Annotated in this window: 21 protein-coding genes; 6 read left to right on the forward strand and 15 right to left on the reverse strand. The window is 33.5% G+C overall.

All coding sequences use genetic code 11. The annotated features are described in order from the left end of the window. Positions 1-9: 9 nt before the first annotated feature. From sov to BUC09_RS00140, 7 genes are all read right to left on the reverse strand, one after another. Complete coding sequence (gene sov / locus BUC09_RS00110) at positions 10-7,230, reverse strand: T9SS outer membrane translocon Sov/SprA (RefSeq protein WP_073307494.1); 7,221 nt, start codon at positions 7,228-7,230, stop codon at positions 10-12. Positions 7,231-7,233: 3 nt separating this feature from the next. Further along, a complete protein-coding gene (ruvA, locus tag BUC09_RS00115; protein WP_073307496.1) occupies positions 7,234-7,815 on the reverse strand; it encodes a Holliday junction branch migration protein RuvA in 582 nt (193 codons plus the stop codon). Positions 7,816-7,907: 92 nt separating this feature from the next. Next, positions 7,908-10,199, reverse strand: coding sequence for an NADP-dependent malic enzyme (locus BUC09_RS00120; protein WP_073307498.1), 2,292 nt, complete (start codon positions 10,197-10,199; stop codon positions 7,908-7,910). A gap of 65 nt (positions 10,200-10,264) precedes the next feature. Then, on the reverse strand, positions 10,265-11,188 hold the full coding sequence (queG, locus tag BUC09_RS00125) for a tRNA epoxyqueuosine(34) reductase QueG (RefSeq protein ID WP_084127087.1): 924 nt from the start codon (positions 11,186-11,188) through the stop codon (positions 10,265-10,267). A gap of 92 nt (positions 11,189-11,280) precedes the next feature. Further along, entirely contained in the window at positions 11,281-12,303 is a 1,023-nt protein-coding gene (gene ruvB / locus BUC09_RS00130; RefSeq protein ID WP_073307502.1) for a Holliday junction branch migration DNA helicase RuvB, read from the reverse strand. Between the two features lie 47 nt (positions 12,304-12,350). Further along, positions 12,351-12,656: a GNAT family N-acetyltransferase gene (locus BUC09_RS00135; protein ID WP_073307504.1), complete on the reverse strand. Its 306-nt coding sequence runs from the start codon at positions 12,654-12,656 to the stop codon at positions 12,351-12,353. Then, positions 12,649-12,879 (reverse strand): (4Fe-4S)-binding protein, encoded by a 231-nt coding sequence (locus BUC09_RS00140; RefSeq protein ID WP_073307506.1) that lies wholly within the window; start codon positions 12,877-12,879, stop codon positions 12,649-12,651. Before BUC09_RS00140 ends, BUC09_RS00135 begins: the two co-directional genes overlap by 8 nt. A 90-nt stretch (positions 12,880-12,969) precedes the next feature. Here BUC09_RS00140 and BUC09_RS00145 point away from each other — a divergent pair, with 90 nt between their 5' ends. Then, positions 12,970-14,379 carry an APC family permease gene (locus BUC09_RS00145; RefSeq protein ID WP_200778467.1) on the forward strand — a complete coding sequence of 470 codons (1,410 nt, stop codon included), beginning with the start codon at positions 12,970-12,972 and terminating at the stop codon, positions 14,377-14,379. A gap of 51 nt (positions 14,380-14,430) precedes the next feature. Here BUC09_RS00145 and BUC09_RS00150 read toward each other — a convergent pair whose 3' ends face one another. The 4 genes from BUC09_RS00150 to rimP form a co-directional block, all read right to left on the reverse strand. Then, the gene (locus BUC09_RS00150; RefSeq protein WP_073307510.1) at positions 14,431-15,027 is read right to left on the reverse strand and encodes a murein L,D-transpeptidase catalytic domain-containing protein; all 597 of its coding nucleotides are present in this window, start codon (positions 15,025-15,027) and stop codon (positions 14,431-14,433) included. 131 nt (positions 15,028-15,158) lie between these two features. Then, positions 15,159-17,957, reverse strand: coding sequence for a translation initiation factor IF-2 (gene infB, locus BUC09_RS00155; RefSeq protein WP_073307513.1), 2,799 nt, complete (start codon positions 17,955-17,957; stop codon positions 15,159-15,161). Between the two features lie 41 nt (positions 17,958-17,998). Then, positions 17,999-19,240, reverse strand: coding sequence for a transcription termination factor NusA (nusA, locus tag BUC09_RS00160; protein WP_073307515.1), 1,242 nt, complete (start codon positions 19,238-19,240; stop codon positions 17,999-18,001). 15 nt (positions 19,241-19,255) lie between these two features. Further along, complete coding sequence (rimP, locus tag BUC09_RS00165; protein WP_073307517.1) at positions 19,256-19,720, reverse strand: ribosome assembly cofactor RimP; 465 nt, start codon at positions 19,718-19,720, stop codon at positions 19,256-19,258. 175 nt (positions 19,721-19,895) lie between these two features. Here rimP and BUC09_RS00170 point away from each other — a divergent pair, with 175 nt between their 5' ends. Then, on the forward strand, positions 19,896-20,720 hold the full coding sequence (locus BUC09_RS00170; RefSeq protein WP_073307519.1) for a universal stress protein: 825 nt from the start codon (positions 19,896-19,898) through the stop codon (positions 20,718-20,720). Positions 20,721-20,775: 55 nt separating this feature from the next. On the opposite strand, the gene BUC09_RS00175 is transcribed toward BUC09_RS00170, so the two are convergent. Next, a complete protein-coding gene (locus BUC09_RS00175) occupies positions 20,776-21,207 on the reverse strand; it encodes a tellurite resistance TerB family protein (protein ID WP_073307521.1) in 432 nt (143 codons plus the stop codon). A gap of 124 nt (positions 21,208-21,331) precedes the next feature. Between BUC09_RS00175 and BUC09_RS00180 the strand changes: the two genes are divergently transcribed. Genes BUC09_RS00180 through BUC09_RS00190 form a run of 3 tightly spaced genes read left to right on the forward strand, consistent with a single transcriptional unit; the run spans position 21,332 to position 23,933 of the window. Next, positions 21,332-21,925: a HupE/UreJ family protein gene (locus BUC09_RS00180; RefSeq protein ID WP_073307523.1), complete on the forward strand. Its 594-nt coding sequence runs from the start codon at positions 21,332-21,334 to the stop codon at positions 21,923-21,925. Position 21,926: 1 nt separating this feature from the next. After that, the gene (locus tag BUC09_RS00185) at positions 21,927-22,355 is read left to right on the forward strand and encodes a deoxycytidylate deaminase (RefSeq protein WP_073307525.1); all 429 of its coding nucleotides are present in this window, start codon (positions 21,927-21,929) and stop codon (positions 22,353-22,355) included. Beyond that, positions 22,356-23,933, forward strand: coding sequence for a S41 family peptidase (locus BUC09_RS00190; RefSeq protein WP_073307527.1), 1,578 nt, complete (start codon positions 22,356-22,358; stop codon positions 23,931-23,933). A 5-nt stretch (positions 23,934-23,938) separates the two neighbouring features. Here BUC09_RS00190 and BUC09_RS00195 read toward each other — a convergent pair whose 3' ends face one another. Genes BUC09_RS00195 through BUC09_RS00205 form a run of 3 tightly spaced genes read right to left on the reverse strand, consistent with a single transcriptional unit; the run spans position 23,939 to position 25,369 of the window. Continuing rightward, positions 23,939-24,550 carry an FAD-dependent oxidoreductase gene (locus BUC09_RS00195; RefSeq protein ID WP_073307528.1) on the reverse strand — a complete coding sequence of 204 codons (612 nt, stop codon included), beginning with the start codon at positions 24,548-24,550 and terminating at the stop codon, positions 23,939-23,941. Further along, entirely contained in the window at positions 24,551-24,754 is a 204-nt protein-coding gene (locus BUC09_RS00200) for a hypothetical protein (protein ID WP_073307530.1), read from the reverse strand. A gap of 39 nt (positions 24,755-24,793) precedes the next feature. After that, positions 24,794-25,369, reverse strand: coding sequence for a MarC family protein (locus BUC09_RS00205; RefSeq protein ID WP_200778468.1), 576 nt, complete (start codon positions 25,367-25,369; stop codon positions 24,794-24,796). Between the two features lie 92 nt (positions 25,370-25,461). Between BUC09_RS00205 and BUC09_RS00210 the strand changes: the two genes are divergently transcribed. After that, positions 25,462-26,202 carry a hypothetical protein gene (locus BUC09_RS00210; RefSeq protein WP_143161833.1) on the forward strand — a complete coding sequence of 247 codons (741 nt, stop codon included), beginning with the start codon at positions 25,462-25,464 and terminating at the stop codon, positions 26,200-26,202. Positions 26,203-26,239: the final 37 nt, after the last annotated feature.

Below are 26,239 nucleotides of genomic sequence, written 5' to 3' on the forward strand. Positions count from 1 at the left end.
TTTTTAAGATTAATTTCCAAAATTATATCTAAGTGTAAATCCTGAACGAATATTCGTTATAGGGAAAGACGTAGATATTACAGTTTTTGAGAATGAGTAGTCGAAAAAGAATAGTGTCGTTAAATTTTTACTAAAGGCATAATCAGCAGTAAGTTTACCTGAAATGATTTTTTGTCCTCCACCTAATTGATTATTATCATAGTCAAGGTTTCTAACAATTGTTTTATTATTTCTAAGAGATACATCTGCACGAATATTCACATCACTCTTAATTAAGCCTAGAGCATTTTCAGCTAGTCTAGATCTAATTTTCACATCTTTTATTCTATACCCAAGTCCAAATATATATTCGATACCAGACAATTCTGTCATCAAATTATTATCGAAACTCATCGATAAAGTTCTGTCTTTTTTCATCTCGGCAAGAACTTTAATAGAACTCTTCATTTCAAAATCTAATCGAATTAATGGACTAAACTGTTCTGTTAAATTTGCATTTGAAATTAAAATCTTACTTTGATAATTGCCTCCTGCATCAAGTGAATTAGGATCTTTATCATATTCGAAATTCGAACGATATGAATTCAAAGTGTAAGCTGCTTTGTATGCATGTTGCAAAGAAAAACGCTTAAATCTATCTTTAAAGAATTTATACCTCATCAAGCCAGTATATTTTACATTCCAGTTCGGAATTGGAAAGCTTCTGAATGGTGTTAGTGGAACTTTAGACGCATTTCTAAAATCGCTAGTATATGTAGCTAAAAATGCTGGCAATAATACTTGTTGACTATTTTTTCCATAACCTTTAGGATAGCCATCAGCATCTAAGTTAGCAGGGTCATTTATATCGATACCTCTTTGAACAGCTAACCTATTAGCAATAATAATTCTATTACCTCTAAATGCTTGAAATGCTGCAAAAGATGTTTCATCACTTTTTTGAAAAGAAGTTCCGATCATTACTGTCGAAATAGAAAAATTTCCAGTATTATACGGCGAGTGCGAAGTATACTGATTATTAACAGCGTCAAACTGTTCAGAGAAATTTGCAGCTTTAGTTCTATCAGCAGTTAAATCAATTTTCAAATCAGGGAAAGGTTCTAAATTAGCTGTACCCGTAATTTGTTTATTATTTATTTGCGTGAAATTTTGATTAAACTCTGGATAATTTGTTAACCATCCATTGCGAGCTGCTTCAAAACGAACATCATCTTGCAAACCAAAAACAAATCCTACAGAAGGTCGAGAAGACCCCAAGAAACCTATTGATGGCATATACCCAGGAAGCATTGTCCCGTTAGTTTCATTATAATTAATTTGAACGTTTTTAATACTAGTAGCTAATCCAATTAATCCATCAATCCAGATATTTGGTTGCGCAACTTTTGTCTTAGGTTTCGCCACAACTTTTTCTCCAGGTTTAGGTGCTACAGGAGGTGTTACTGGCTGTTTTGATTTTTGAACCCTCTCACTTCTTTTTACTAATCCAATATACTTATACAATGTAGACATATTGAAAGAAGTATTTAATTTATGCGAATTAGCATTTTGAATAGTATTCCCTAAATTATATCCATTAAAATTTTGTGCTTGTATTGAAGCTCTTGTCCATGAATAATCTCCAGTATAAGTATAATCTGATTTTATGAATGATAATACTGGAATTTTATTAATAGGTAATTCATAATTAACCGTCAGTTGCTGATTATGTTGATTTGGTGTTCCAATATTCCAATAATCATCCCAAATAGTAAAATCTGTTCTAGGATTGTTTTCTTCATCAAAATAATTACGAACTATATTTCCTGTAGCTGCAGTATAATTTAATCGAAGTGATTTTGTTAGATTAAAATTGAATCCGTAGTTATAATTAAACATGAAGTTTCTTTTATACAATGGACTAATTGGAATTCCTTGAACATCATCGACTAAACGAAATTGCTGTTTGTTAAACTGACGCAAAATCGTTGAACTAAAATTGACATTATTTGGTAAAAAATTAAAGTTGAAATCACTTAACATTTTCCAATATGCGCTTTTTTTCAAGAATTGATTTTTCTTGAATGGCTCAACAGTTTTAGGCTTAAATGTATAAGCATAGTCTGCTGAAGTTCTTACTTGTTGATCAAGCAATGCCTCTATTTCAAAATCTCTGTGATGCAATTCATTAAACGAGTACGAAAGAGTTAAATTTTCTGGATCATAAAAATGTTGCTTTTGTTCAGGGGCTCTATCCTTTTTAACTCCAATGAAATTGATACTAGTTCTTTTAGTAAAATCCTCAGCTCTATTTTTAATTTCGTCTTTTTTAGCTTCATCTGTCGTAACATCTAACAATTGCTTTAACCTGATATCTTGATAAAGTGGATCATACTCAGGAGTTATAATTTCTTCACCTACAGCATAATTAAATGGCAAATTAATTCCCCATTTTTTGGGTAAAAGCTTACCTAAGTTAACATTAGTAACAATATCATATTGCTGTGCTTCTTCACGACTTCTTTCATTAGGACTTTCTTCGATACCACCAAATCCTATTGTATTCATTCTTCCAGTAGCTGAAAGGGTCATAAAGTCTGCTAAATTTGTATCTAAGCTCGCTATAGCTGCTTTTCCTCCTTCATTATCAACATCTGCCAAACGAAGTTCATTGAACCAAACTTCACCTCTAACATATCCTGAACTATTATTTTTAACTCCAACCATTAAAGTTCTCACAAAACCAAAATTTGGATTTCCTTTTATACCCAATCTCAATTTATTAGGTTTACTTGAAGCCGATGGATCTAAACGTGGATCATCTTCATCTAAATACGAAATACCTTCAGGATCTGCCGATAATGCTCCTTGAACTTTTAGTACTTTTAATGCAGTAAGCAATGATGTCTTTAAATCTATCTCATTGGATTCTGGCCAAATTTCCTCTGCTGTTCTGGCAGTTTGCGAAGTTATTTTTAATGGAATTTCTACCTGATAAAAGTTCTCTGTAAAGTCATTTCCAAAACGAATAAAAGCAGACATTTGATCAGACTGAACAGGTGATGTCTCTGGTGGTGTTGGTAATGATTCTGCATGCAAGAACATTTTTAATTTGTTGTACTGACGCATATCAACACTAACATTTTTAAATGTTGCTCTTGCATCACCTGGCTCAAGTCCTTGTGTCCCTGACTGTGGATTATTTTTATCGTAAACTCTTAATGATAATGATTGTTCATTTTGATTTACAACCGAATTATTATTATATAATTGCTCACGCTGAACTCCTGGTGGCATTACATAAGGGATAGGACTTCTAGAACTATTTTCTTCCAAATTAACTGCCAAAACATCAAACCCAGTTGGATCATCAGAAGGATCATTATCAACTGTAGGTTGTAAAGAAGTATTTACTCTTCTCCACTCTCCTCTAACAAGATCTAAAGAACCCAACCTTAATGTCATTTTTTCGGTAAAACCAGACATAAACATTCTCATAAAGCGAATAGATCTAAAATCTGAAATACCTCCTTCAATGTTTGCTGCTGTAGCCTCGAGAATTGGAATTTTAAATTGAATCCATCTCGCTTGAGTAGTATTACCATTATCTAACGTTACCTGGGTTTCTCTAACATCTGAAACATATTGATCTCCAACAACCATTCCTGGTTTAATATCTATTGAGAATTTATAATAAGCCTCAATAGTATTCATAGTGTTATCTCTATTAATATCCTCTACATCTGGATTAGTTGACGAACCTCTATTGCTGTCAGACACATTTACTGGCGAGTTCCCTTGTAATCCATTGTATTTTTTATACCTGTCAATAACTGGACCACTAGCATTTAAAAAGTACTGGTAATTATCTTGTGCTGGATCTGGATCACCAGCAAATGCAGGGAACTTAGCAGCCTCTTCTGCATCTGTCAAACCGTTTAAACCTAAATCTTGTTGAGTTCTATTTGCTTCATTAGTATCAAAAGCATAAATCAAGGATTGAGCTGCTGGTACTTTCCCCCAGTTAGTGTCTATAATGTTTGGATTTGAACCACCAGCAGGAAGTCCATTTTCATATAATTTTCTACCGTCTTTTAATATATCTTCAGAAATTTCCCCTAAATTGAAAGTAAGTTTACCTACATTCGCTGGATTAGCATCTGAAGCAGTTCCATGATATGGATCAAGAACCCAAAGTTGAATATATTCTACATTTGATTGCTCAAAATTTGTAGAATTTATTGAACGCATTATTCCTCCAAAGTTATCTTGTGGATTTGGCAAAACATTATTTACTGAAGATGGATTAAAATTATACGGCCCCCTTTCAGTTGGATAGTAAGTCATATCCAATGTTGTCACAACAGTTGTTTGTCCTGCGGCAATATTTGTATTAGGGAATATTTCGTTAATATATACGCGGCGTGTATCATTTCTAGAAAAATCATTATCATTTAATCCAGAAGGTCTTTGGTTCGTATAAAAGACTGGATCTATTGTATACCAAGACAATTTAGCTCTTTTATTTCCGTAATTTAAATCATTCTCCGGTAGTTCTCCACCAAAACCCTTAGGCACACTAGACAATGTCCATGCTAAAGATGATTTCATATCAATAGTAGACTGAGAGCCTTCAAAATCATCAACATAAACCGTAGCTTCACCTTCAAATTTATCTGTCTTAGGTGTCCCTGGTTTTAAAATTGCAAATTCCCCTCTAAAAGATAAATTAGAAGGAACATCTGTATCTATATTTGGTAATTTGTTAATTAATCTTGTAAACAATGGTACTTCTGTAGAATAATTCACATTAGCACCATATATTAAATTATTAACAGATTCTTGACCATAGTTCGTTTTTTGAGTAAATGGTCTTTCTGTCATTTTTAGGAAAGTTGCACCTACTTGGAATTTATCAGAAAATTTATGTTCTATATTAACACCCATAAAACGTCTTGTCTGTTGACCAAACACAGAGTTGTTCTCAACAGAAACTTCAATAGGAATTCCAGATGCTTGCAATGATGGATCTAAAATTTGAACTCTACCCGCTTGATAATTTACGGTGTAATCTACTCCTTCCTGTAAAACTCTACCTCCAGCTGTAACTACTACTGAACCTCTTGGCACATTAGCAGAACCCAATGAAATTCCTTCGCCACCAGAAGATTTAAATTTTCCTCTTAGTTGAAATTTGTTTTTATCACTATCTTGAAGAGCTAATGCCTGAGTTTTACGGTATAAGTTTTTAAATACATACTTTTTTTGATTATCATTATAATCACTTGTTAATGGATTTCCATCATAATTTTCTGCAGCACTATTTCTTAATTTTTCAAACAATAGTTTACCAAAAGGTTCTACTGTTGTAAATATAATTCTAGCGTTTTGAGTATCTACTGTTAACCCAGGCAAGAAGTCAAAGAAACCATCACCTCTATTTTGAGGATCGTTTGTTGGATTTAATCTATCTAAATTAAAAACTCTCAATAGAGGAGTACTTTCAACTTCATTTTCAACAGATGGATTAGTTGGGAATGGAGTTCCTGCAACAGGTGATATGTAATTTAATGGAGAAGGATCTGTATATAAAATATTTAATTTAAAATCCTCAGAGGATAATTGATAGGCTCCTGGGATTTGATAAATATTTTTCATCATCAAATTCCAAACTGGTTTGTCTACATTTGTTAAATTCCCTTTTAACATTTTAAGAATTAATGCTTGAGTTGTTGGCGCTCCAGTACTCGTGTTAGTAGCATCAACTCCATCATTACCAAATTCTCCAACTTGATAAACTTGATCAGCAATTGTATATTGATAAGCTACTGCTAAAACCTCATCGTTTGCTAATCTCTGATTAAGTGAAATATAACCCAATTGAGGGTGGTACGTATATTCATTTGAAGTTAACTTACGAGCATTCTCTAATTTAGAATAATCAACACCTTCTGTTGGAGCTGTTGCTAATCCTGTAAATCCTTGACCTGCAGTCGCCACTTCTCTTATCCCAGAATTCAAATTACCAGTACCTGAAACAATTTTTGCCGGGTCAAAACCATTGTTTTCGTTGTCTGCAGGAGCATCAAAAGGCACAGTTGGAGGAACAAAATTTGGATTTGCAGCCAAATCAATTCCTATAATTTGAGAGTCAGGAACGGTCAAAGATCTCGACTCTCCTAAATCTTGCAATGCTATAATATTTCTTAAATTATTACCATCCGATGACGTATTAATTCTATTTTGTCTATTAGTAACCCAAACCTCCATTCTGGTGATTTGCACTCTTGAATCAATAATTGGGTATTGCTTTAATGATTCATCATAACGATTTCTAAAATATTGTGATAAGAAAAAGTGACGATCTGAGTCATACTCCAAGCCAAACAAACTAAAATCCTGAATTAATCCACCTCCTTGAGAAGTAACAGTTTTAGTTTGAGACTTTTGTTCTGAAAAAACTCCTGTTACTGTAGTTCTTCCAAATTGCAATTGCAACTTAACTCCAAATAAACTTTGCGCTCCTCTAATTAAAGTACTATTAAGAGGCATACTTACGTTACCCACTTCAATTTTTTGAAGAATATCGTCTTCTGTAGGAGTATATTCAAGTTTTATTAAATTTTGAAATGCAAATGTTGATTCAGTATCATAATTTGCATTTACTTTCAATCTTGTCCCAACCTGTCCTAACAAACTTAAACTGATACGTTGATCAAAATCAAACGTTGTTGTTCGTCTATTTCTAGGGGAAAATGCAGGATTATCTTGCTTTGAATGTCTTACTCCAAAGTCTATCTCTACTGTTCCTGTTGGTTTAACATCAATAGTGTTACTTCCAAAAATAGACTCAAAAAAACTTGAGTTAATATAATATCTAGGTAATAAATCTTTTTTTCCATCCTTACTTGCCGCTTTTTTCCCATCTACAGCATCGGATTTTTTCTGAAAATAATTTCTAACAGCCTCTTTTTGAATAAGTTTTTGGTATTGTTCAGGTGTTAAAACAATAGGATAGTCAATATTAAATCCATCAAAAGTTTTAGTGTAGATATATCTATCACTTACAGGATCATATTCATAAGCCTCAAGAATACTTGAAGGATTAGGCATATCTAAAGCTCCGGTATTATATCCTTTAACAGTATCTTGATTGATTTGAGAAAAAGAAGTGGTAAAAATTAATAAAAACAGTAAAGTTAGACTGTTCTTTTTAAAGGTATTCGAAAAATATATTGTTAAATGTCTCAACGATTATAAGTTTTTTAGCGCTTGTTTAATAATGGTTTCCACTGATGCGTCAGGCGTATTGGCAACGATTTTATCTACTACTTTTTCAGATGCTTTTCTAACAAATCCTAAAACTTCTAAAGCAGATAACGCTTCATCTCTATTTGTATTGTTTGCTACAAGTGAAACTTCTTCTATATCATATAACTTTAACACTTTGTCTTTCAGATCTAAAATGGCTCTTTGTGCAGTTTTTGCACCAATCCCTTTGATAGACTGTATCGTTGACACATCACCTGAGGCAATGGCGTTAATTATTTGCTTAGGTTCTATTGAAGACAACATTGTTCTAGCAATATTTGCCCCTATACCAGAAACAGAAATTAATAATTTAAAAATTTCTCTTTCAGATTTTTCAACAAAACCGAAAAGTGTATGACCATCTTCCTTGATTAAGAGATGTGTAAACAGTTTAATTTGGTCAGTATTTGGCAATAAGCCAAAGGTATGTAAGGAAATATTAATTTGATAACCCACTCCATTACAGTCTATTATAACTTCTGTCGGGTTTTTTTCTACTAATTTTCCTTGAATGTGTGCAATCATGACTAGTCTCCTTGACCTCCAAATATAGTAATTTTCTTCAATTTCAATTATTTTGTCGGTCTAACTGTTAGATTTATCGATAAACTAAAAAGTTAATTTTTGGTTATTTTTCCCTTTTTTTCTTTTTCTTGAGCATCTACAACTGCAACTGCTGCCATATTTACCATTTCTTCAACACTTGCACCCAATTGAAATATATGAACTGGCTTAGCCATACCCAACATAATTGGGCCAATTGAGTCAACTTTATATAATTCCTTAAGCATTTTGTAAGTGATATTTGCAGCATCTAAATTAGGAAAAACAAGAGTATTTACTTTATAACCAGCTAATTTAGAAAATGGAAATTTACTTTTAAGCATTTCTGGATTCAAAGCAAAGTCTGTTTGAATTTCTCCATCAACTATTAAGTCTGGATAATAATTATGTAAATAATCTACTGCTGCTCTTACTTTTGAAGCGCTTTCAGTATTTGAAGAACCAAAATTAGAAAAAGACATCATTGCGATTACTGGTTCCATTCCAAACATTCTAACAGTTTTCGCTGTCATTAATGCAATTTTAGCCAAGTCATCTGCTGATGGATCTGTATTGATTGCTGTATCAGATAAAAACATTGGACCACGAGGAGTCATCATCATATTTGCAGTAGCCATTCTAGTCACTCCTGGAGCTTTACCAATTAATTCCATCATTGGTTTAACAACTGAAGGATAACTTCTAGAATATCCAGTAACCAAAGCGTCTGCCTCTCCATTATTTACCATCATAGCAGCAAAGTAGTTGCGCTCGCGCATCCATTTTTGTGCATCTAACAAAGTAATTCCTCTTCGTTTACGCGACTCCCAATATAAATCTGCATATCGCAAACGGCGTTCATCCTCTTCTTTAGTTTTAGGATCTAAAATTGTTACCTCTGCATCAAAACCTATTTCTTCTTTAAGCTCTAGAATAATTTCTCTATTACCTAACAAAATTGGAATTCCAATTCCTTCTTCAAGAACTATTTGGGCTGCTTTTAAAACATCTAAATGATCTGCCTCTGCAAAAATGATTCGTTTTGGATTTGTTTTAGCTCTATTGGCTAACAAACGAACCATTTTGTTATCGGAACCTAATCTTTCTAACAACTCATCTTTGTATTTATCCCAATCTGTAATTTCTATTTGAGCTACTCCACTTTCCATTGCGGCTTTTGCAACAGCTGGTGCCACTTCTGCAATTAAACGTGGATCAAATGGTTTAGGAATGATATAATCACGACCGAAGTTAAGTTTTGTTTCTCCATAAGCTATGTTCACTTGTTCAGGAACAGATTGTTTTGCCAAACATGCCAAAGCCTTTACCGCAGCCATTTTCATTGCTTCGTTAATTTTTGTAGCTCGAACATCTAGTGCACCACGGAAAATATATGGGAACCCTAAAACATTATTTACTTGATTAGGATAATCTGAACGACCAGTTGCCATAATAATATCCTCTCGAGTCGCTATGGCCAAATTATAATCTATTTCAGGAACTGGATTTGCCATTGCAAAAACGATAGGGTTTTTTGCCATGGTTAACAACATTTCAGGTTTTAAAATGTTTCCAGCCGAAAGACCCAAAAACATATCTGCTCCTACTAAAGCCTCTGCTAGAGTTTTGGGATCACATGATTTTGCATATCTTTTTTGTAAATCAGATAAATCTTCTCTACAAGTTGTGAGCATTCCATTAACATCAAACATCATGACATTCTCTGGTTTAACTCCTAACAAAACATACAAATTTGCACATGCTAAAGCTGCAGATCCTGCTCCAGAAACTACCAATTTAATATCCTCTACATTTTTTTCTGCTAATTCTAATGCATTCAATAAAGCAGCTGAAGAAATAATTGCTGTTCCATGTTGATCATCATGCATTACTGGAATATTCAATTCTTCTACTAAACGTCTTTCAATTTCGAAAGATTCAGGAGCTTTAATATCCTCTAAGTTAATCCCCCCAAAAGTTGGAGCAATTGCCTTAACAGTGTCAACAAATTTATCAATATCTGTTGCGTCGACCTCGATATCAAACACATCGATATCAGAGAAAATTTTAAACAACAAGGCTTTTCCTTCCATTACAGGTTTTGAAGCTTCGGGACCTATGTCACCTAAACCTAAAACTGCAGTACCGTTAGAGATTACTGCGACTAAATTACCTTTTGCTGTATATTTATAGACTTTATCTACATCTTTTGCAATTTCGATACATGGCTCAGCTACTCCTGGCGAATAAGCTAAAGACAAGTCTCTTTGTGTAGCATACTTTTTAGTAGGCACCACTTTTATTTTACCCGGTTGTGGTTTTGCATGATATAGTAAAGCTTCTCTGCGTTTTTTATCGTCTGCCATATTTTTAAGAATAATTGGAACTTGCAAAGTTAAAAGATGTAAGCGAAGTAAGAAAGATTTATGGATTAATCTTTTAAAAAGCTAATATTTCTTTTTAAACCCTCTAATTTTGTTCTCTTTACAGCTGAATTTTTAAAAACAGCTTTAAAAACTTCTTCGGTTATTTCCTCCCAATCTTTTTTAGAGTAGGATAAAATTTCAGAATTTGGATTAAACAAAGGTTCTTGATGCGGTTTTGAAAAACGGTTCCAAGGACAAACGTCCTGGCACACATCACAACCAAACATCCAATCATCAAATTTTCCCTTCATTTCGTAAGGAATCTGTTCTTTAAGTTCTATAGTGAAATAGGAAATACATTTACTTCCGTCAACGACATACGGTGAAACAATGGCTTGTGTAGGGCAAGCATCTAGACAAGCTGTACATGAACCGCAATGGTCAGTTGTAGCATAATCATATTCAAGTTCCAGATCGATAATCAATTCGGCAATAAAGTAAAACGAACCAACTTGTTTAGTAATTAAATTTGAATTTTTACCAATCCACCCAAGACCTGATTTGGCTGCCCAAGCTTTGTCTAAAACTGGCGCCGAATCAACAAAAACTCTTCCTTGAACTTCTCCAATTTCAGTTTGGATAAATCGCAATAAATCTTTGAGTTTGTCTTTGATTACAAAGTGATAATCTTGCCCGTAAGCGTATTTAGATATTTTATAGGAATCCTCATTTTGAATTTCTGAAGGATAGTAACTTAACAAAAGAGAAATAACACTTTTAGCACCATCCACTAATAATGTAGGATCGAGTCGCTTGTCGAAATGGTTTTCCATGTACGACATTTGGCCGTGCATGTTTTTATTAAGCCAATTTTCAAGCCTAGGTGCTTCTTCCTCTAGAAAACCAGCTTTAGAAATACCACAAGAAAGAAACCCAAGGCGTAAAGCTTCGGATTTAATTAACTGTGAGTATTTTTCTTTAGTATTCATTTGCATTAGGGATTGAAGCAAGCTACCATGTAGCGCGTAAAGCCCGACCCGAAGGGACACGAGGCGAAGCCGTTTGCCCGAAGGGGAATGCCCTAAAACAATTCGCCTTGATTGGCACCACGAACTCTTCCTAAGTGTTTGTATGCTTTTTCGGTAACTTCACGACCTCGAGGGGTACGAATAATGAATCCTTCCTGAATTAAAAACGGCTCATAAACCTCTTCGATAGTTTCACCACTTTCTGAAACTGCTGTTGCGAGAGTTGTTAACCCAACAGGACCTCCTTTAAATTTATCAATGATGGTGGTAAGGATTTTGTTATCCATCTCATCCAACCCATGAGCGTCAACATGTAGGGCTTTTAAAGCAAAACGAGCAATTTCGATATCAATTTTACCATTTCCTTTTATTTGAGCAAAGTCACGCACACGACGTAATAAAGCATTAGCAATACGAGGTGTACCTCTACTTCTGCCTGCAATTTCTATTGCCGCTTCCATCGAAATAGGCATTTTTAAAATTGAAGAACTACGCTGTACAATTGTCGTCAGCAATTCGGTATTGTAATATTGTAAACGTGATTGAATTCCGAAACGAGCACGCATAGGAGCGGTTAACAAACCTGAACGTGTTGTGGCTCCTACCAATGTAAAAGGATTAAGATTGATTTGAACAGTTCTTGCATTAGGCCCTGACTCGATCATGATATCGATTTTGAAATCCTCCATAGCCGAGTATAGGTACTCTTCGACCACAGGACTCAAACGGTGAATTTCATCAATAAATAAAACATCACGCTCATCAAGATTTGTTAGCAAACCCGCTAAATCTCCAGGTTTATCCAACACAGGTCCTGAAGTGATTTTGATACTCACTCCTAATTCGTTAGCTAATATATTTGCCAATGTAGTTTTACCTAGTCCAGGAGGGCCATGAAACAAAGTATGATCCAATGCTTCTCCTCTAAGATTAGCAGCTTGTACAAAGATTTTAAGGTTTTCAAGGACTTGATCTTGACCTGTAAAATCATCGAATGAAAGAGGCCTTAGTGCCTTTTCAATATCAACTTCTTCTGGAGAAAAACGTTCTTTATTTGGATTCAAGTTTTCATTCATTCAGCAAAGATAGAAAAAGTTTATTGTGGGATTAGGTTATTATCCTATCAAACATTGTAACCTTTAGCCAAAATTTCTTTTCGTTCAGGATGACGCTTCACATATGCAGCCACAAAAGGACAAAGCGGTGCTAGCGTATATCCGTTTTCTTTGATATAATCTAATACTTTTGATACGATTGCAGAACCCACACCTTTTCCTTCTAGACCAACAGGTACTTCGGTATGAGTAAGAAACATAATATTTTCATTGTTTAAAATGTATTCTATATAAGCGATTTTTCCTTCTACTTCTAATTCAAATCTTTTTTTTTCTTGATTAACTACTATTGATTTTTCTGATATGTTACTCATCTTTTTTATCCTTATTATAATAAAACGACAATGCTCCAGAGGGGCATTTTTTAATTTGATTCACTAATTCATCTGAAGTGCTTGTGTGAGGATGAATCCAAGGTTTTTCTTTTGGCTTAAAAACATTTGGCAACCCTCGAACGCAAATTCCGGAGTGAGCGCATAATTCTTGTTTCCAAACTATTGTAACCTCCCCATTAGTATACTCTTTTACATGTTCCATCTTTTCAAAAAATTAATGTTTTACTAAAGTTACAAAAAAACTCGCTATACTATTTGTTTTTATATCTTTATCAAAACTAACCAAAAAATTATGCAAGACGAAAAACAAAATTTTAAACGTGAGCTTGGTCTAATGGATGCAACATTACTTGTTGTAGGTTCGATGATTGGTTCAGGTATTTTTATTGTAAGTGCTGATATTACTAGAAATGTAGGAAGTGCTGGATGGTTGATTCTTATCTGGATTGTTTCTGCCCTAATTACTATGACCGCAGCTGTAAGCTACGGAGAATTAAGCTCAATGTTTCCTCAAGCTGGAGGTCAATATGTTTATTTAAAAGAGGCGTACAATAAACTGATTGCCTTTTTATATGGCTGGAGTTTTTTTGCAGTTATACAAACAGGTACAATTGCAGCGGTTGGCGTTGCTTTTTCAAAATTTGCTGCCTATCTAATTCCAGCATTTAGCGAAAATAATTTTTTGATTGAAACTGATTCTTTCAAATTAAGTGCTGCGCAGTTGGTTTCTATTGCAACCATTATTATCCTAACATACATTAACAGTCGCGGTGTTAAAAACGGAAAAATAATTCAAAAAATATTTACGATTACTAAAATAGCATCCCTTTTCGGATTAATTATCTTCGGATTAATACTTGCTGCTAAAAGTGATATCTGGAATGCCAATTGGACAAATGCATGGACTGCCCAATCATTTAATAAGGAAACAAATCTTTGGACGGAAGTTGGAGGATATGCTTTACTTTCAGCTATTGCCGCGTCTATGGTAGGGTCATTATTTTCAAGTGACGCTTGGAATGGAGTAACATTTATTTCTGGTGAAATAAAAAACCCTGAAAGGAATGTAGGTCTAAGTCTTTTCTTAGGAACATTAATTGTTAGTATTATTTACATTTTAGCCAACCTAATGTACCTTGCAGTGATGCCTTTACAAGAAATTGCATTTGCTCCTTCTGACAGAGTTGCCGTAGTAGCTTCTGAACATATTTTTGGAGCAACTGGAACCATTATTATTGCAATAATGATTATGATTTCAACCTTTGGTTGTAACAACGGCCTAATTATGGCTGGATCGCGTGTATATTACACTATGGCAAAAGATGGGTTATTCTTTAAAAAAGCTGCAAACTTAAATAATGCAAGTGTTCCAGGATGGGGATTATGGATTCAGTGTATTTGGGCTTCTGCTTTATGTTTGACTGGAAAGTATGGTGATTTATTAGATTTTGTAATGATTATTGTTATCATTTTCTATATCCTTACCATTTATGGGATTTTCATCTTACGTAAAAAAATGCCAGATGCCGAAAGACCATACAAGGCTTTTGCTTATCCTTTTCTCCCAGCTCTATACATCATAGTCGCATCAGCCATTTGTGTTATGCTGTTAATTGACAGAACAAGTACTTGTGGATGGGGAGTGCTAATCATGTTAGCAGGAATTCCAATTTATTATTTAACCAAAGGAAAAGAAGTTTAATAATTCCTTACATAATAATTAAAAAGAACCCGATAATTTAGCTATCGGGTTTTATTTTATAACCCAAAGTAGCACAGGTTTTTTTGATTGGTTTAATAATTTATCAATTTCTCGCATAGCTTCATTTGAAACAGCTGGGCACCCCCAACCTTCGGGAGTTCCTTTGGGATAAACCTCTTCATTTGGAATTTCCTCCCAAGAATGTAACACTATTGCTCGATTTAAAGCATTTGAATTGGTTTTATCTTTACCATGCAAAAGATATTTTACTTTGATTCCCCATTGGCTCACACCTCTTTCCTTAATGATATATTTGCCAGTAGATGAACAATGTGAATCGGCTTCATTGCTAATTTTTGGATCATTTTTTGTAAAAGTTTGACCCCACATACTATCACAACAACCATGACTAACCATGTAAGAGGAAACTATTGTATCCTTTTTGAAATCATATTTAAATAATCTCTTTTTTCCTGAATGAACACCTAAATCAGCCAATAAAAAATAATTGCTTTCTAATTTATTCTTTTTACAAAACTGTAAAGCTTCTTTAGAATATGTACTATACTCTTTTTTTGAGGTTTCTCTATTTTCAGAATTTTGACAAAAAGACAAAAGAATAAACAGAGAGATTAGAAGAGACTTCATAGAAGATTTTAATATTGTTAAAGAATAATTTTACACTATTTAAGTCCTCAAAAATAGTACCAGTAATTCAGTTAAAAACAAAAAAGCCCTATCTATTCGATTGAGCTTTTTTTATGATAAATCTTTAACGATTATTTCAATTTTTTCTTAACTGCAACTTCAGTGAATCCTTCAATGATATCATATTCTTGAATATCGTTGTATCCTTTAATTTGCATACCACAGTCATATCCTTTAGAAACTTCTTTAACGTCATCTTTGAAACGTTTCAACGCAATTAATTCTCCAGTGTAAATTACAACACCTTCACGGATTAAGCGGATTTTATTCGCTCTAAAGATTTTACCATCAGTAACCATACATCCAGCAATTGTTCCCACTTTAGAAATTTTGAATAATTCTCTGATCTCTGCAGTACCAGTAATTTCTTCTTTCATTTCTGGAGAAAGCATTCCTTCCATCGCATCACGTAAATCGTCAATCGCTGCATAGATGATTGAATAGTGACGGATATCGATTTCTTCTTTCTCTGCTAATTGTTTAGCATTTCCAGCAGGACGAACGTTAAATCCAATAATGATTGCATCTGAAGCAGAAGCCAACATTACGTCAGATTCTGTAATAGCTCCAACTCCTTTATGAATAATATTAATTTGAATTTCTTCAGTAGATAATTTAGAGAATGAATCTGATAATGCTTCAACCGAACCATCCACGTCTCCTTTAAGGATAATGTTTAATTCTTTAAATTGACCCAAAGCAATACGACGTCCAATTTCATCTAACGTAATGTGACGTTGTACACGAACTGACTGCTCACGCATTAATTGAGTACGTTTAGCAGCAATTTGTTTTGCTTCTCTTTCGTCTTCATAAACTGTAAACTTATCTCCGGCAGTTGGCGCACCATCAAGACCTAAAATTGAAATTGGTGTAGATGGACCTGCTTCTTTCACGTTTTTGCCACGCTCATCATGCATTGCCTTAATCTTACCATGATTTTTACCTGCTAAGATATAATCTCCAACTTTTACTGTACCTGCTTGAACTAATACTGTTGAAACGTATCCACGTCCTTTATCTAAGAATGCTTCTACTACAGTTCCTACTCCTGGTTTATTAGGATTAGCTTTTAGCTCTAACACCTCAGCTTCTAGTAATACTTTTTCTAATAATTCTTTAACACCTAATCCTGTTTTTGCAGAAATATCATGTGATTGGTATTTCCCACCCCAATCTTCCACCAAGAAGTTCATGGCAGCTAATTTTTCTTTAATTTTTTCAGGGTTAGCCGTTGGCTTATCTACTTTATTGATAGCAAACACAATAGGAACACCAGCTGCTTGTGCGTGACTGATTGCTTCTTTTGTTTGTGGCATGATATCATCATCGGCAGCCACTACAATAATTGCAATATCAGTAACTTGGGCTCCACGAGCACGCATCGCGGTAAACGCCTCGTGACCTGGTGTATCTAAGAAAGCGATTTCTTGACCGTTATCTAACTCTACACCGTATGCTCCAATGTGCTGTGTAATACCCCCTGACTCACCTGCAATAACATTTGTTTTACGGATGTAATCCAACAATGATGTTTTACCGTGGTCAACGTGACCCATTACAGTTACGATTGGTGCGCGAGGTTTTAAATCTTCTGGTCTATCTTCAACAACTTCAATGTTTTCTTCAATATCTGTAGTAATAAATTCTACATCATATCCAAATTCATCAGCAACAATTGTTAAAGTCTCTGCATCTAAACGTTGGTTCATGGTTACCATGATACCAAGTGACATACATGTACCAATAACTTTAGTAATAGGCACATCCATCATAGTTGCAATTTCACCAACAGTAACAAACTCAGTTACTTTAAGCGTTTTGCTTCCTTCTTCTTGTGCTGCTAATTCAGCTTCTGTACGTTCACGGTGTGAATCACGCTTGTCACGACGATATTTAGCCGCTTTAGATTTATTTCCTTTCCCTTGAAGTCTTTCAAGAGTTTCTTTAATTTGATTTTTAACTTCTTCTTCGGTAGGCTCAACCTTTACGATTGCAGGACGAGTATTGTTTCCTTTTCCAAAAGGTTTACTTCCTCCTGGTTTGTTAAAACCACCTTGTCCTTGAGGTCTGTTTTGACCACCCTGTCCTTGCTGTCCACCACCTTGTCCTGGTTGTCCAGGTTTTGAAGGAATTCTATTTCTTTTCTTTTTATCAGCACCACCAGCATTTTGGTTATTATTCCCTGGTTTATTTTGGTTCTGATTTTTATCTTCTGGTTTCTTTTTAGGCTTATTAAATTGAGACAAGTCAATTGTTTTTCCTGTAAAAGTCGTTCCTGAAAGTTTTTGATATTGTGTTTCGTGAGTTTCTTCGGCAGCTGTTTCGTCTGAAGGATTTGAAACTGGCTTCTCTACTTTTTTCTCAATAACTGGCTTACTTTCTGCTTTTATAACAGGCTCTACCTTTGGCGCTTTTGGTGCTTCTTCAACTGGCTTAACCTCTTCTTTTTTAGGCTCTACAATTTCAGGCTCAACTGGTTTAACTTCTGCAACAGGTTGTTGTTGCTTAGGAGTTAAATCAATTTTACCCACTTGTTTTGGAGCTATAACACTTGCTTTAGCTTTGATCACTTCTTGACGAGCACGCTCTTCATCTTGTTTGCGTTTTTCCTCAATTTCATGTTCGCGCTCTAAACGAAGTGCTTCTTTTTCTTTTCTTTTTTCTTCACTAACCTCTTTTGAAGCATCTTTGTTTCCTTTGTCTCCAGCAAATTGATTAGAAAGGATATTGTATATTTCGTCAGTGATTTTTGTATTTGGATTAGACTCAATAGTAAAGCCCTTGTCCTTTAAAAAATCGACAGCTCTTTCTAACGAAATATTAAATTCCCTTAAAACTTTGTTTATTCTTATTGTTCCTTCAGACATAAATTTTATTTATGGTTTATTTTATTTGTGGATTATGGTGATTAATCTTCAAATTCTTCTTTTAAAATCTTGATAACCTCAAGAATGGTTTCTTCTTCTAAATCTGTACGACGAACTAAATCTGCTACTGATTGACTTAAAATACTTTTTGCTGTATCTAAACCAATTTTTGCAAACTCATCAATAATCCATCCGTCGATTTCATCAGAGAACTCTGTTAATTCAACATCATCGTCTTCTGCTACGTTTCCTTCTCTAATTACATCTAGTTCATATCCTGTTAATTGACCAGCCAATTTAATATTGTGACCTCCACGACCAATAGCTTTAGATACTTCTTCTAGCTTTAAATATACTTCTGCTGTTTTTTTCTCTTCGTCAATTTTGATTGAAGATACTTTAGCAGGGCTTAATGCTCTTGTTATATATAACTGTAAGTTATTTGTATAATTAATTACATCAATATTTTCGTTTCCTAATTCACGAACAATTCCATGAATACGTGAACCTTTCATTCCTACACAAGCACCAACTGGATCAATTCTATCATCATAAGAATCTACAGCAACTTTTGCTTTTTCTCCTGGGATACGAACTACTTTTTTGATAGTAATTAAACCGTCAAATACTTCTGGAATTTCTTGTTCGAATAATTTCTCTAAGAATTTCTCAGATGTTCTTGACATTATAATTTGCGGCTTATTACCTTTAAGCTCAACATTTTCAATAATTCCACGAACGTTGTCTCCTTTACGGAAAAAGTCTGATGGAATTTGCTTTTCTTTTGGTAATACGATTTCGTTTCCTTCGTCATCTACCAAAATTACAGCTTTTGGACGTACATGGTGTACTTCTGCTGTATAAATATCTCCAATTAAATCTTTAAATTGTTTGTAAAGATTTGTATTATCATGTTCGTGAATTTTAGAAATCAAGTTTTGACGTAAAGCCAAAATAGCTCTTCTTCCTAAATCGATAAGCTTCACTTCTTCAGATACTTCTTCTCCTATTTCGAAATCGGGCTCAATTTTACGAGCTTCTGAAAGAGATATTTCTTCATTTTCAAAATCTAAATCCTCATCTGCAACAATAACTCTACGTCTCCAGATTTCCATATCCCCTTTGTCAGGGTTGATAATGATATCAAAATTATCATCTGATCCGTATTTTTTCTTCAATGCATTACGAAACACATCTTCCAAAATCGCCATAAGCGTTACGCGATCTATCAGTTTATCATCTTTGAATTCTGAAAACGAATCTATTAATGCTAAATTCTCCATGCCAACTCTTTAATTTTAAAATATTATAGTAACTACTGCCTCCACAATATCGCTATAAGCAATTTTTTCATTGTGAAGCACGGTTTCTTTTCCTTTTCCTATTTTTTTAGGCTCTCTTGAACTCCATTCAAGTGTGATATCTTCCTCTGAAGCATCAATTAACAATGCTTCAATTGTTTGATTTGCTGTTCTAACTTTTAATGTTCTGCCAATATTTTTTTTGAATTGACGAACAAGCTTTAGTGGTGCAGAAACTCCCGCTGAAGCAACTTCAAGTGAAAAATCTTGCTCTTCGCGATCTAAATTGTGTTCAATAGCACGACTAATGTTAATACAATCTTGCAACTGAACACCATTATCACCATCTAAAGTTACAATAATTTTGTAACTATCGGTAATTGTTAAATCAATTAAAAACAAGTCTGGATGTTCTTCCAAGCCTGCATCTAACAATTGTTTTACTTTGTCTTTAAAACCCATTTTGTATAAAAAGAGGCACGCTGTGCGTGCCTCATTATTTAAAAAACTACTAAATAATGGCGCAAATATACTACTTTTTTTGTAAAAATGAAATTTTGCGTTATGTTAAATATTTTCTTACCTTTAATGTACAATTCTGACTTTCACTAAAGTATTAACATTAAATACACTAATTATGAAACGAATATTAGTTCCAACGGATTTTTCCGAACACGCTGAGTATGCCCTAAAAGTTGCTGCACAAATTGCTAGAGATAACGACGGAGAAATCTTCATTGTACACATGCTTGAATTCCCGGGCCAAATGGCTGATGCAGTAAGCCACGGCGCAGACATACCAGAGATTATGCTTTTTATGAAAAAAGCTAACGAAAAACTAGAGGAATTATTAACTAAAGATTATTTAGAAGGAATTAAAGTTACTGAAGCTATAAAATACGAAAGGGCTTTTGAAGGCATCATAAAATCAAGCCAAAAACACGACATAGATTTAGTTGTAATGGGATCGCACGGAGCTTCTGGCTTTCAAGAAATGTTTGTAGGTTCTACAACTGAAAAAATTGTAAGAACTTCTGAAGCGCCAGTATTAATAATAAAACACGAAACAACTAATTTCAAAACCGACAGATTTGTTTTCGCTTCTGACTTTTCTGAAGAAGCTAGAAAACCATTTGAAAAAATTGTTGCTTTTGCAAAAGTATTAGGATCACATATTGATTTAGTGATGATTAATACACCTAATAGCTTTAAAACATCTCACGCTGCACAAAAAATTATGAAAGATTTTGTGGCGAGTTACCCAATTACTAATTATTCACTACATATCTACAACGACTCTAATGTTGAAACAGGAATTTTAAACTTCTCTAATAGTGTTGGCGCTGATGTTATAGGAATGGTAACACATGGAAGAACAAGTTTATACCACTTTTTTAATGGAAGTATAAGTGAAGGCTTAGTAAACCATGCATCTAAACCAGTAATTACTTTTAAAATTTAATTTTTATAAATACAATTGTTATTAACAAAAAAGTCCCTTTTAAAAAGGGACTTTTTTATTTATTCATGTGTTGCATTTCGTACACAAATGTATCTAAATCTACATTAAGCATCAAAAGGGAAAAAGCTTTATCAACAATATAACTCACGTTTCCTGGAGTAAAGCCCAAAGCTAATGCAAACTTTGTTAAAATCTCTTTTTGTTTTGGCCCTAAAACATGATCCACATACACCATTCTTGACAAATCATACAAACGCTCAATTCTTTGAGTATGTAAAGAAGGTGGATTAATAGGGTATTTTAAAGGATTATCTAAAATTTCTTCGTATTCTGCATCTGAAATTTCTAAACGGTTTTTAAGCTTATCTAAAAATTGCTTTTCTTCCTCACTTAAATCACCATCTGCAATAGCAACACGCACAATTGCTGAAAAATGACCTTTATTTCTTGCCTTAAATTCGCTATCAAATAAATCTGAAAATGACATGGTGTATAGTTTTAATTTCTAACAAATGTACTTATAAAAAAAATGTTATCAAAAAATTGTATCATTCTATAAAATGCATAAACGAATAAATTTGTAAGTTTGAAAATCCTTTAACCCATCAATTATGCAAGAGTTTTGGCTATACTTCAATATAGGATTGAAGCATGTTTTAGACATTCATGCCTACGATCATGTTCTTTTTTTAATTGCACTAACAGTTCCTTATTCATTTAACGATTGGAAAAAACTGTTTATACTAGTAAGCTTATTTACCATTGGACATTCATTAGCACTAATCTTATCTGTTTTCGGCATCGTTTACATTAAAGAAAATTTAGTTGAATTTGTCATTCCAATTACAATACTTATAGTAGCCATATTTAATCTTTTTTCTGCTGGAAAATCTGGAAAAAATGAAAGCATAACTGTTTCTGCTATTGTAACTTTGTTTTTTGGAATTATCCACGGATTAGGTTTTTCAAATTATTTTAAAACTATTTTACCAGGAAATGCAACTGACAAATTATTACCATTAGGTGAATTTGCATTAGGAATAGAAGCCGCACAAATTATAGTAGTTTTTGTGGTTTTAATAATTTCTTATTTAGTTCAAACTGTATTTAGGTTTTCAAAAAGAGATTGGACACTAGTAATGTCTGCATTTATAATAGGAGTCGTGGTTCCCTTAATCATACAAAGCCCAATTTGGAATAGATAAAATGACAGAAAAAAAAGAAAACAAATACGACAAAGCCTATTTAAGACTTGCAAAAGAGTGGAGCAAACTTTCATATTGTAGGAGGAAACAAGTTGGCGCGATTATTGTGCGTGATAGAATGATAATATCTGACGGTTACAATGGAACTCCTTCAGGTTTTGAAAATTGCTGTGAAGATGAAAATAATTTAACCCATTGGTACGTTTTACATGCTGAAGCAAATGCAATTTTAAAAGTTGCTAATTCGACCCAATCATGTAAAGACGCTACATTATATATAACTCTTTCACCTTGCAAAGAATGCAGTAAATTAATACATCAATCCGGCATCAAAAGAGTGGTATACCACGAGGGGTATAAAGACAATTCGGGTTTGGAATTTTTAAAAAAAGCTGGCGTTGAACTTACACTAATAGAAGAACTAGATTAAATGAAAATTGATAAAGTATATTTCCCAATTATTATCTTTTCAGCAATAGCTGTAGGATTTTTATTGGGCGGAATTTTTATCAAAGCCCCTTCATCTGACAGGACATCTATTCAAAACGAAACAAAGCAAAAACTAAACAAACTCATAGAATTTATTGATTCGGAATATGTAGACAACATAGACACCGACTCCATTGTAGATCAAACCGTAACTGGAATATTAGAAAAGCTCGACCCACATTCTGTGTATATCGCTAAAAACGAAGCACAACAAGTGGCAGAAGAAATGAAAGGTGACTTCGTAGGTATAGGTGTTAATTTTTTTATTGAAAATGATTCGGTAATTGTTATTAATCCTGTAAAAAATGGCCCTTCTGAAAAAGCGGGCATAAAATCTGGCGACAGAATATTAGCTGCAGATGGCGAAAAATTATTTGGAAAGAAAATAAACACAGACAAACTCTATAAAAAACTAAAAGGAGAAATTGGCTCAAAGGTATCACTTACAGTTTACAGAAAATCCGAGAAGAGAAAGTTCAACACAACAGTTAATCGCAACACAATACCTGTAAAAAGCGTTGACATTGCATTAATGATTAATAAGAAAATTGGATATATAAAAATCAATCGATTTGCTGAAACAACTTTCAAAGAATTCAAATCAGGACTTACCAAAGTAATTAAACAAGGTGCTAAGGAGCTTATTTTAGATTTAAGAGATAATGGAGGAGGCTATTTAGAAGAAGCTGTTGCCATTGCTGATGAATTTCTGCCAGAAAAAAAACTAATCGTTTTTACAAAAAACAAAAAGAATCGCATAGATAAAACATTTGCGACAGATTATGGTTCATTTGAAAATGGAAAAATAACAGTTTTAATAAACGAAAACACAGCATCAGCCAGTGAAATTATAGCTGGAGCCATACAAGACAACGACAGAGGATTAGTTATTGGAAGACGTTCTTTTGGAAAAGGATTGGTGCAACGTGACATGCCTTTTAAAGATGGTTCAAGTGTAAGACTTACAATAGCTCGTTACTACACTCCAACGGGAAGATCAATACAAAAACCTTATGATCATGGAGGAAATGAAGAATATTTTAATGATTTCATGAACAGATACCACAACGGAGAAATGTACTCAAAAGACAGTATAAAAATTGCTGACACATTAAAATTTAAAACCCCTAAGGGAAGAGTTGTTTATGGTGGCGGAGGCATTGTTCCTGATGTTTTTGTTCCGCTTGAAGCTTCTAAAGGAAATGAAATTGTACCTTTATTAATGCAGTCAGGAGTTGTGACTAATTATGTGTTTAAGGAAATAGATAAAAACAGAAAATATTTTGAAAAACTAAATTACACTGATTTGATTAAAGAAATAACTATAACAGACGACTACTTTTTCAAGTTTAGTGATTTCATACACAGGTCTGATTCGTTTGTAGATTTAAATTCTAATCCAACTTTTGTAAAGCGATATCTTGCAGCAGAGTTTTGCCGTCAACTCTTAGGTGAGAATCAATATTATCATGTAATATTAAAAGATGACACAATGCTTAAAGAAGCGTTGAAACATTAATAAAACTACTTCACTCTTATGCTGTCGTGTGCATGAGTTTCAATACCGTTATTCCATAAAACCAAAATATCAGTAGCAACAGCCGCCCCACTTCCAGCCGCGATAGCTAATTGGCTTCTGTGTCCAGCAAGTGTTCCCGTCACATAAATACCTTCTGCAACTTTTTGGTCTATATTTTTAAGTTGAATACGTTGTTTCTCTGGCAAAGACTTTTGATGTGGCTCTACATAATCCATCAAGCCTTCAATAGTAAACAAATTAGAAGAACCTACTCCAATAACTATAATTTTTGAAGAGTATGTGTTTTTATTGGTAACAATTTCGAATCCATCATTGACAGAAATTACTTTTATTACTTTTTCCCCTTCAATTTGATTTATATGAGGATAATTTTTTTGAAGTTGTTCAACACTTTCAACTAATAAGTCCGAACCTAATTTACCAGACTCTATTCCGTAAGCATTGTAAAAAATGGCATCTTGTAAAGAAGAAGCCTTTTGATGTGCAATAATTCCAATCTTTTTGTCCTGTACAAAAGCCTTTTTGTGAGCCGACCCTAAAACAAGGGCACAAGAAAATCCAGAGACTCCTCCTCCAATTATTAAAACATCAAACATTTACGATTGTCTTTTTAGTTTTTCGTCTATTGATTTAGAGATTCTAAATATTAAAAGGATTACAACAGCACACAAAATAGCTAATATCCCAATTAACGCCACTAAACTATCGCCTTCAAATAAGTTATCTAAATCCAGCATAGTGATATTAACAACAATAGATATTACAGCCAAAACAAGTACTATGTAAGTAAAAATTTTCATTTTAAAACTAATTATTAGACAAAATTAAAACTTTTACTACTAAACAAATAGACCTTTAACATTAGCAGCGAATAATTTAACAGCTATAGCAAGTAAAACTACTCCAAAAACCTTTCGAACCACTCCTAAACCCGTTGGTCCAAGTAATTTTTCAATTTTCCCTGAAAGTTTCAAAACCATGTAAACTATTACTATATTAATTAGTATAGCAACAACGATATTGATAGATTGGTATTCTGAACGAAGAGATAATAAAGTTGTCATAGTTCCAGCTCCAGCTATAAGTGGAAAAGCAAGAGGCACGATACTGGCCGTTTTAGGTTCATCATCTTTATAAATACTAATTCCAAGTATCATTTCAAGTGCTAAAAAAAATAGAACTATTGAACCTGCTACCGCAAAGGATTTAACATCTACACCAATAAACTTCAACATTCCTTCCCCAACAAATAAAAAGGTAATCATGATTAATCCAGAAACCACACTGGCTCTTTCTGCATGAATGTGCCCAATTTTATTACGCAAATCAACAATAATTGGGATTGTCCCTACAATATCAATTACAGCAAACAAAACCATTCCCACAGTAAAAACTTCTTTCCAGTCAAAAATCATAATCAATTTTTCTTACAAAGATATTTAAATTAAACAACTACTAAACAATTAGATATAATTCTTAAATTTACTGTAAATCAAACTAAAACAACATGATACATAAAATGAAAAGTCCAAAAACTATTTTTATTGCATTCCTTAGTCTTTTTATGAGCAATTATATTGTGGCTCAACAACCAACAGAAGCTCAAAAAAAAGCAATGCAAAATGCAATGATGTATGGTAAAAACAAAGTTGATGCTTCTTCAATTCCTAGCAAATATGATTTTAGTTGGAAATACACATTGATAATGAAAACATCTTCTGGAAAAGAAATGAATATTGATTATTTTTTACAACCTAATGCAAGTTACTACGGAGCAAACATGAATCAAAAAGGCTCTGAAATGTTCATGATTATGGATACTAAAAGTAGATTGATGGTAAACTCATTCAATAAAAGTGGTAAAAAAATAGCCATGGCTTCAAAAATTCCAGACAATATTGATTCATCTACTTCTGCAAACACAAAAAAATACACTTATAAAAAACTCCCAAACAAAACGTTTTTAGGATTTAGCTGTAAAGGTCTTGAAGCCACGAGTTCAGACTCTAAAATTATAATTTATTACACTGATGAAGCTAAAGTTGGCTTTTCAGAAATGTTTAAATCACAACAAAACAATTCACTACCAGCAGCTATCAAAGATATTTTTAAGCCGGGTCAAAAAGCACTGACCATGTTTATGGATTATACAGATTTGAAAGAAAAATCGAAAAACATGACCATGACTTGTACATCTCTAAAACAACAGAGTCATACTTTTAACAAATCAGACTATCAGTTCATGTAAAATTTGCAAATAAAACATGTACTTTTGCGCCTCAAAA

The sequence above is a fragment of the Flavobacterium terrae genome (assembly GCF_900142035.1).
Taxonomy (GTDB): Bacteria; Bacteroidota; Bacteroidia; order Flavobacteriales; family Flavobacteriaceae; genus Flavobacterium; species Flavobacterium terrae.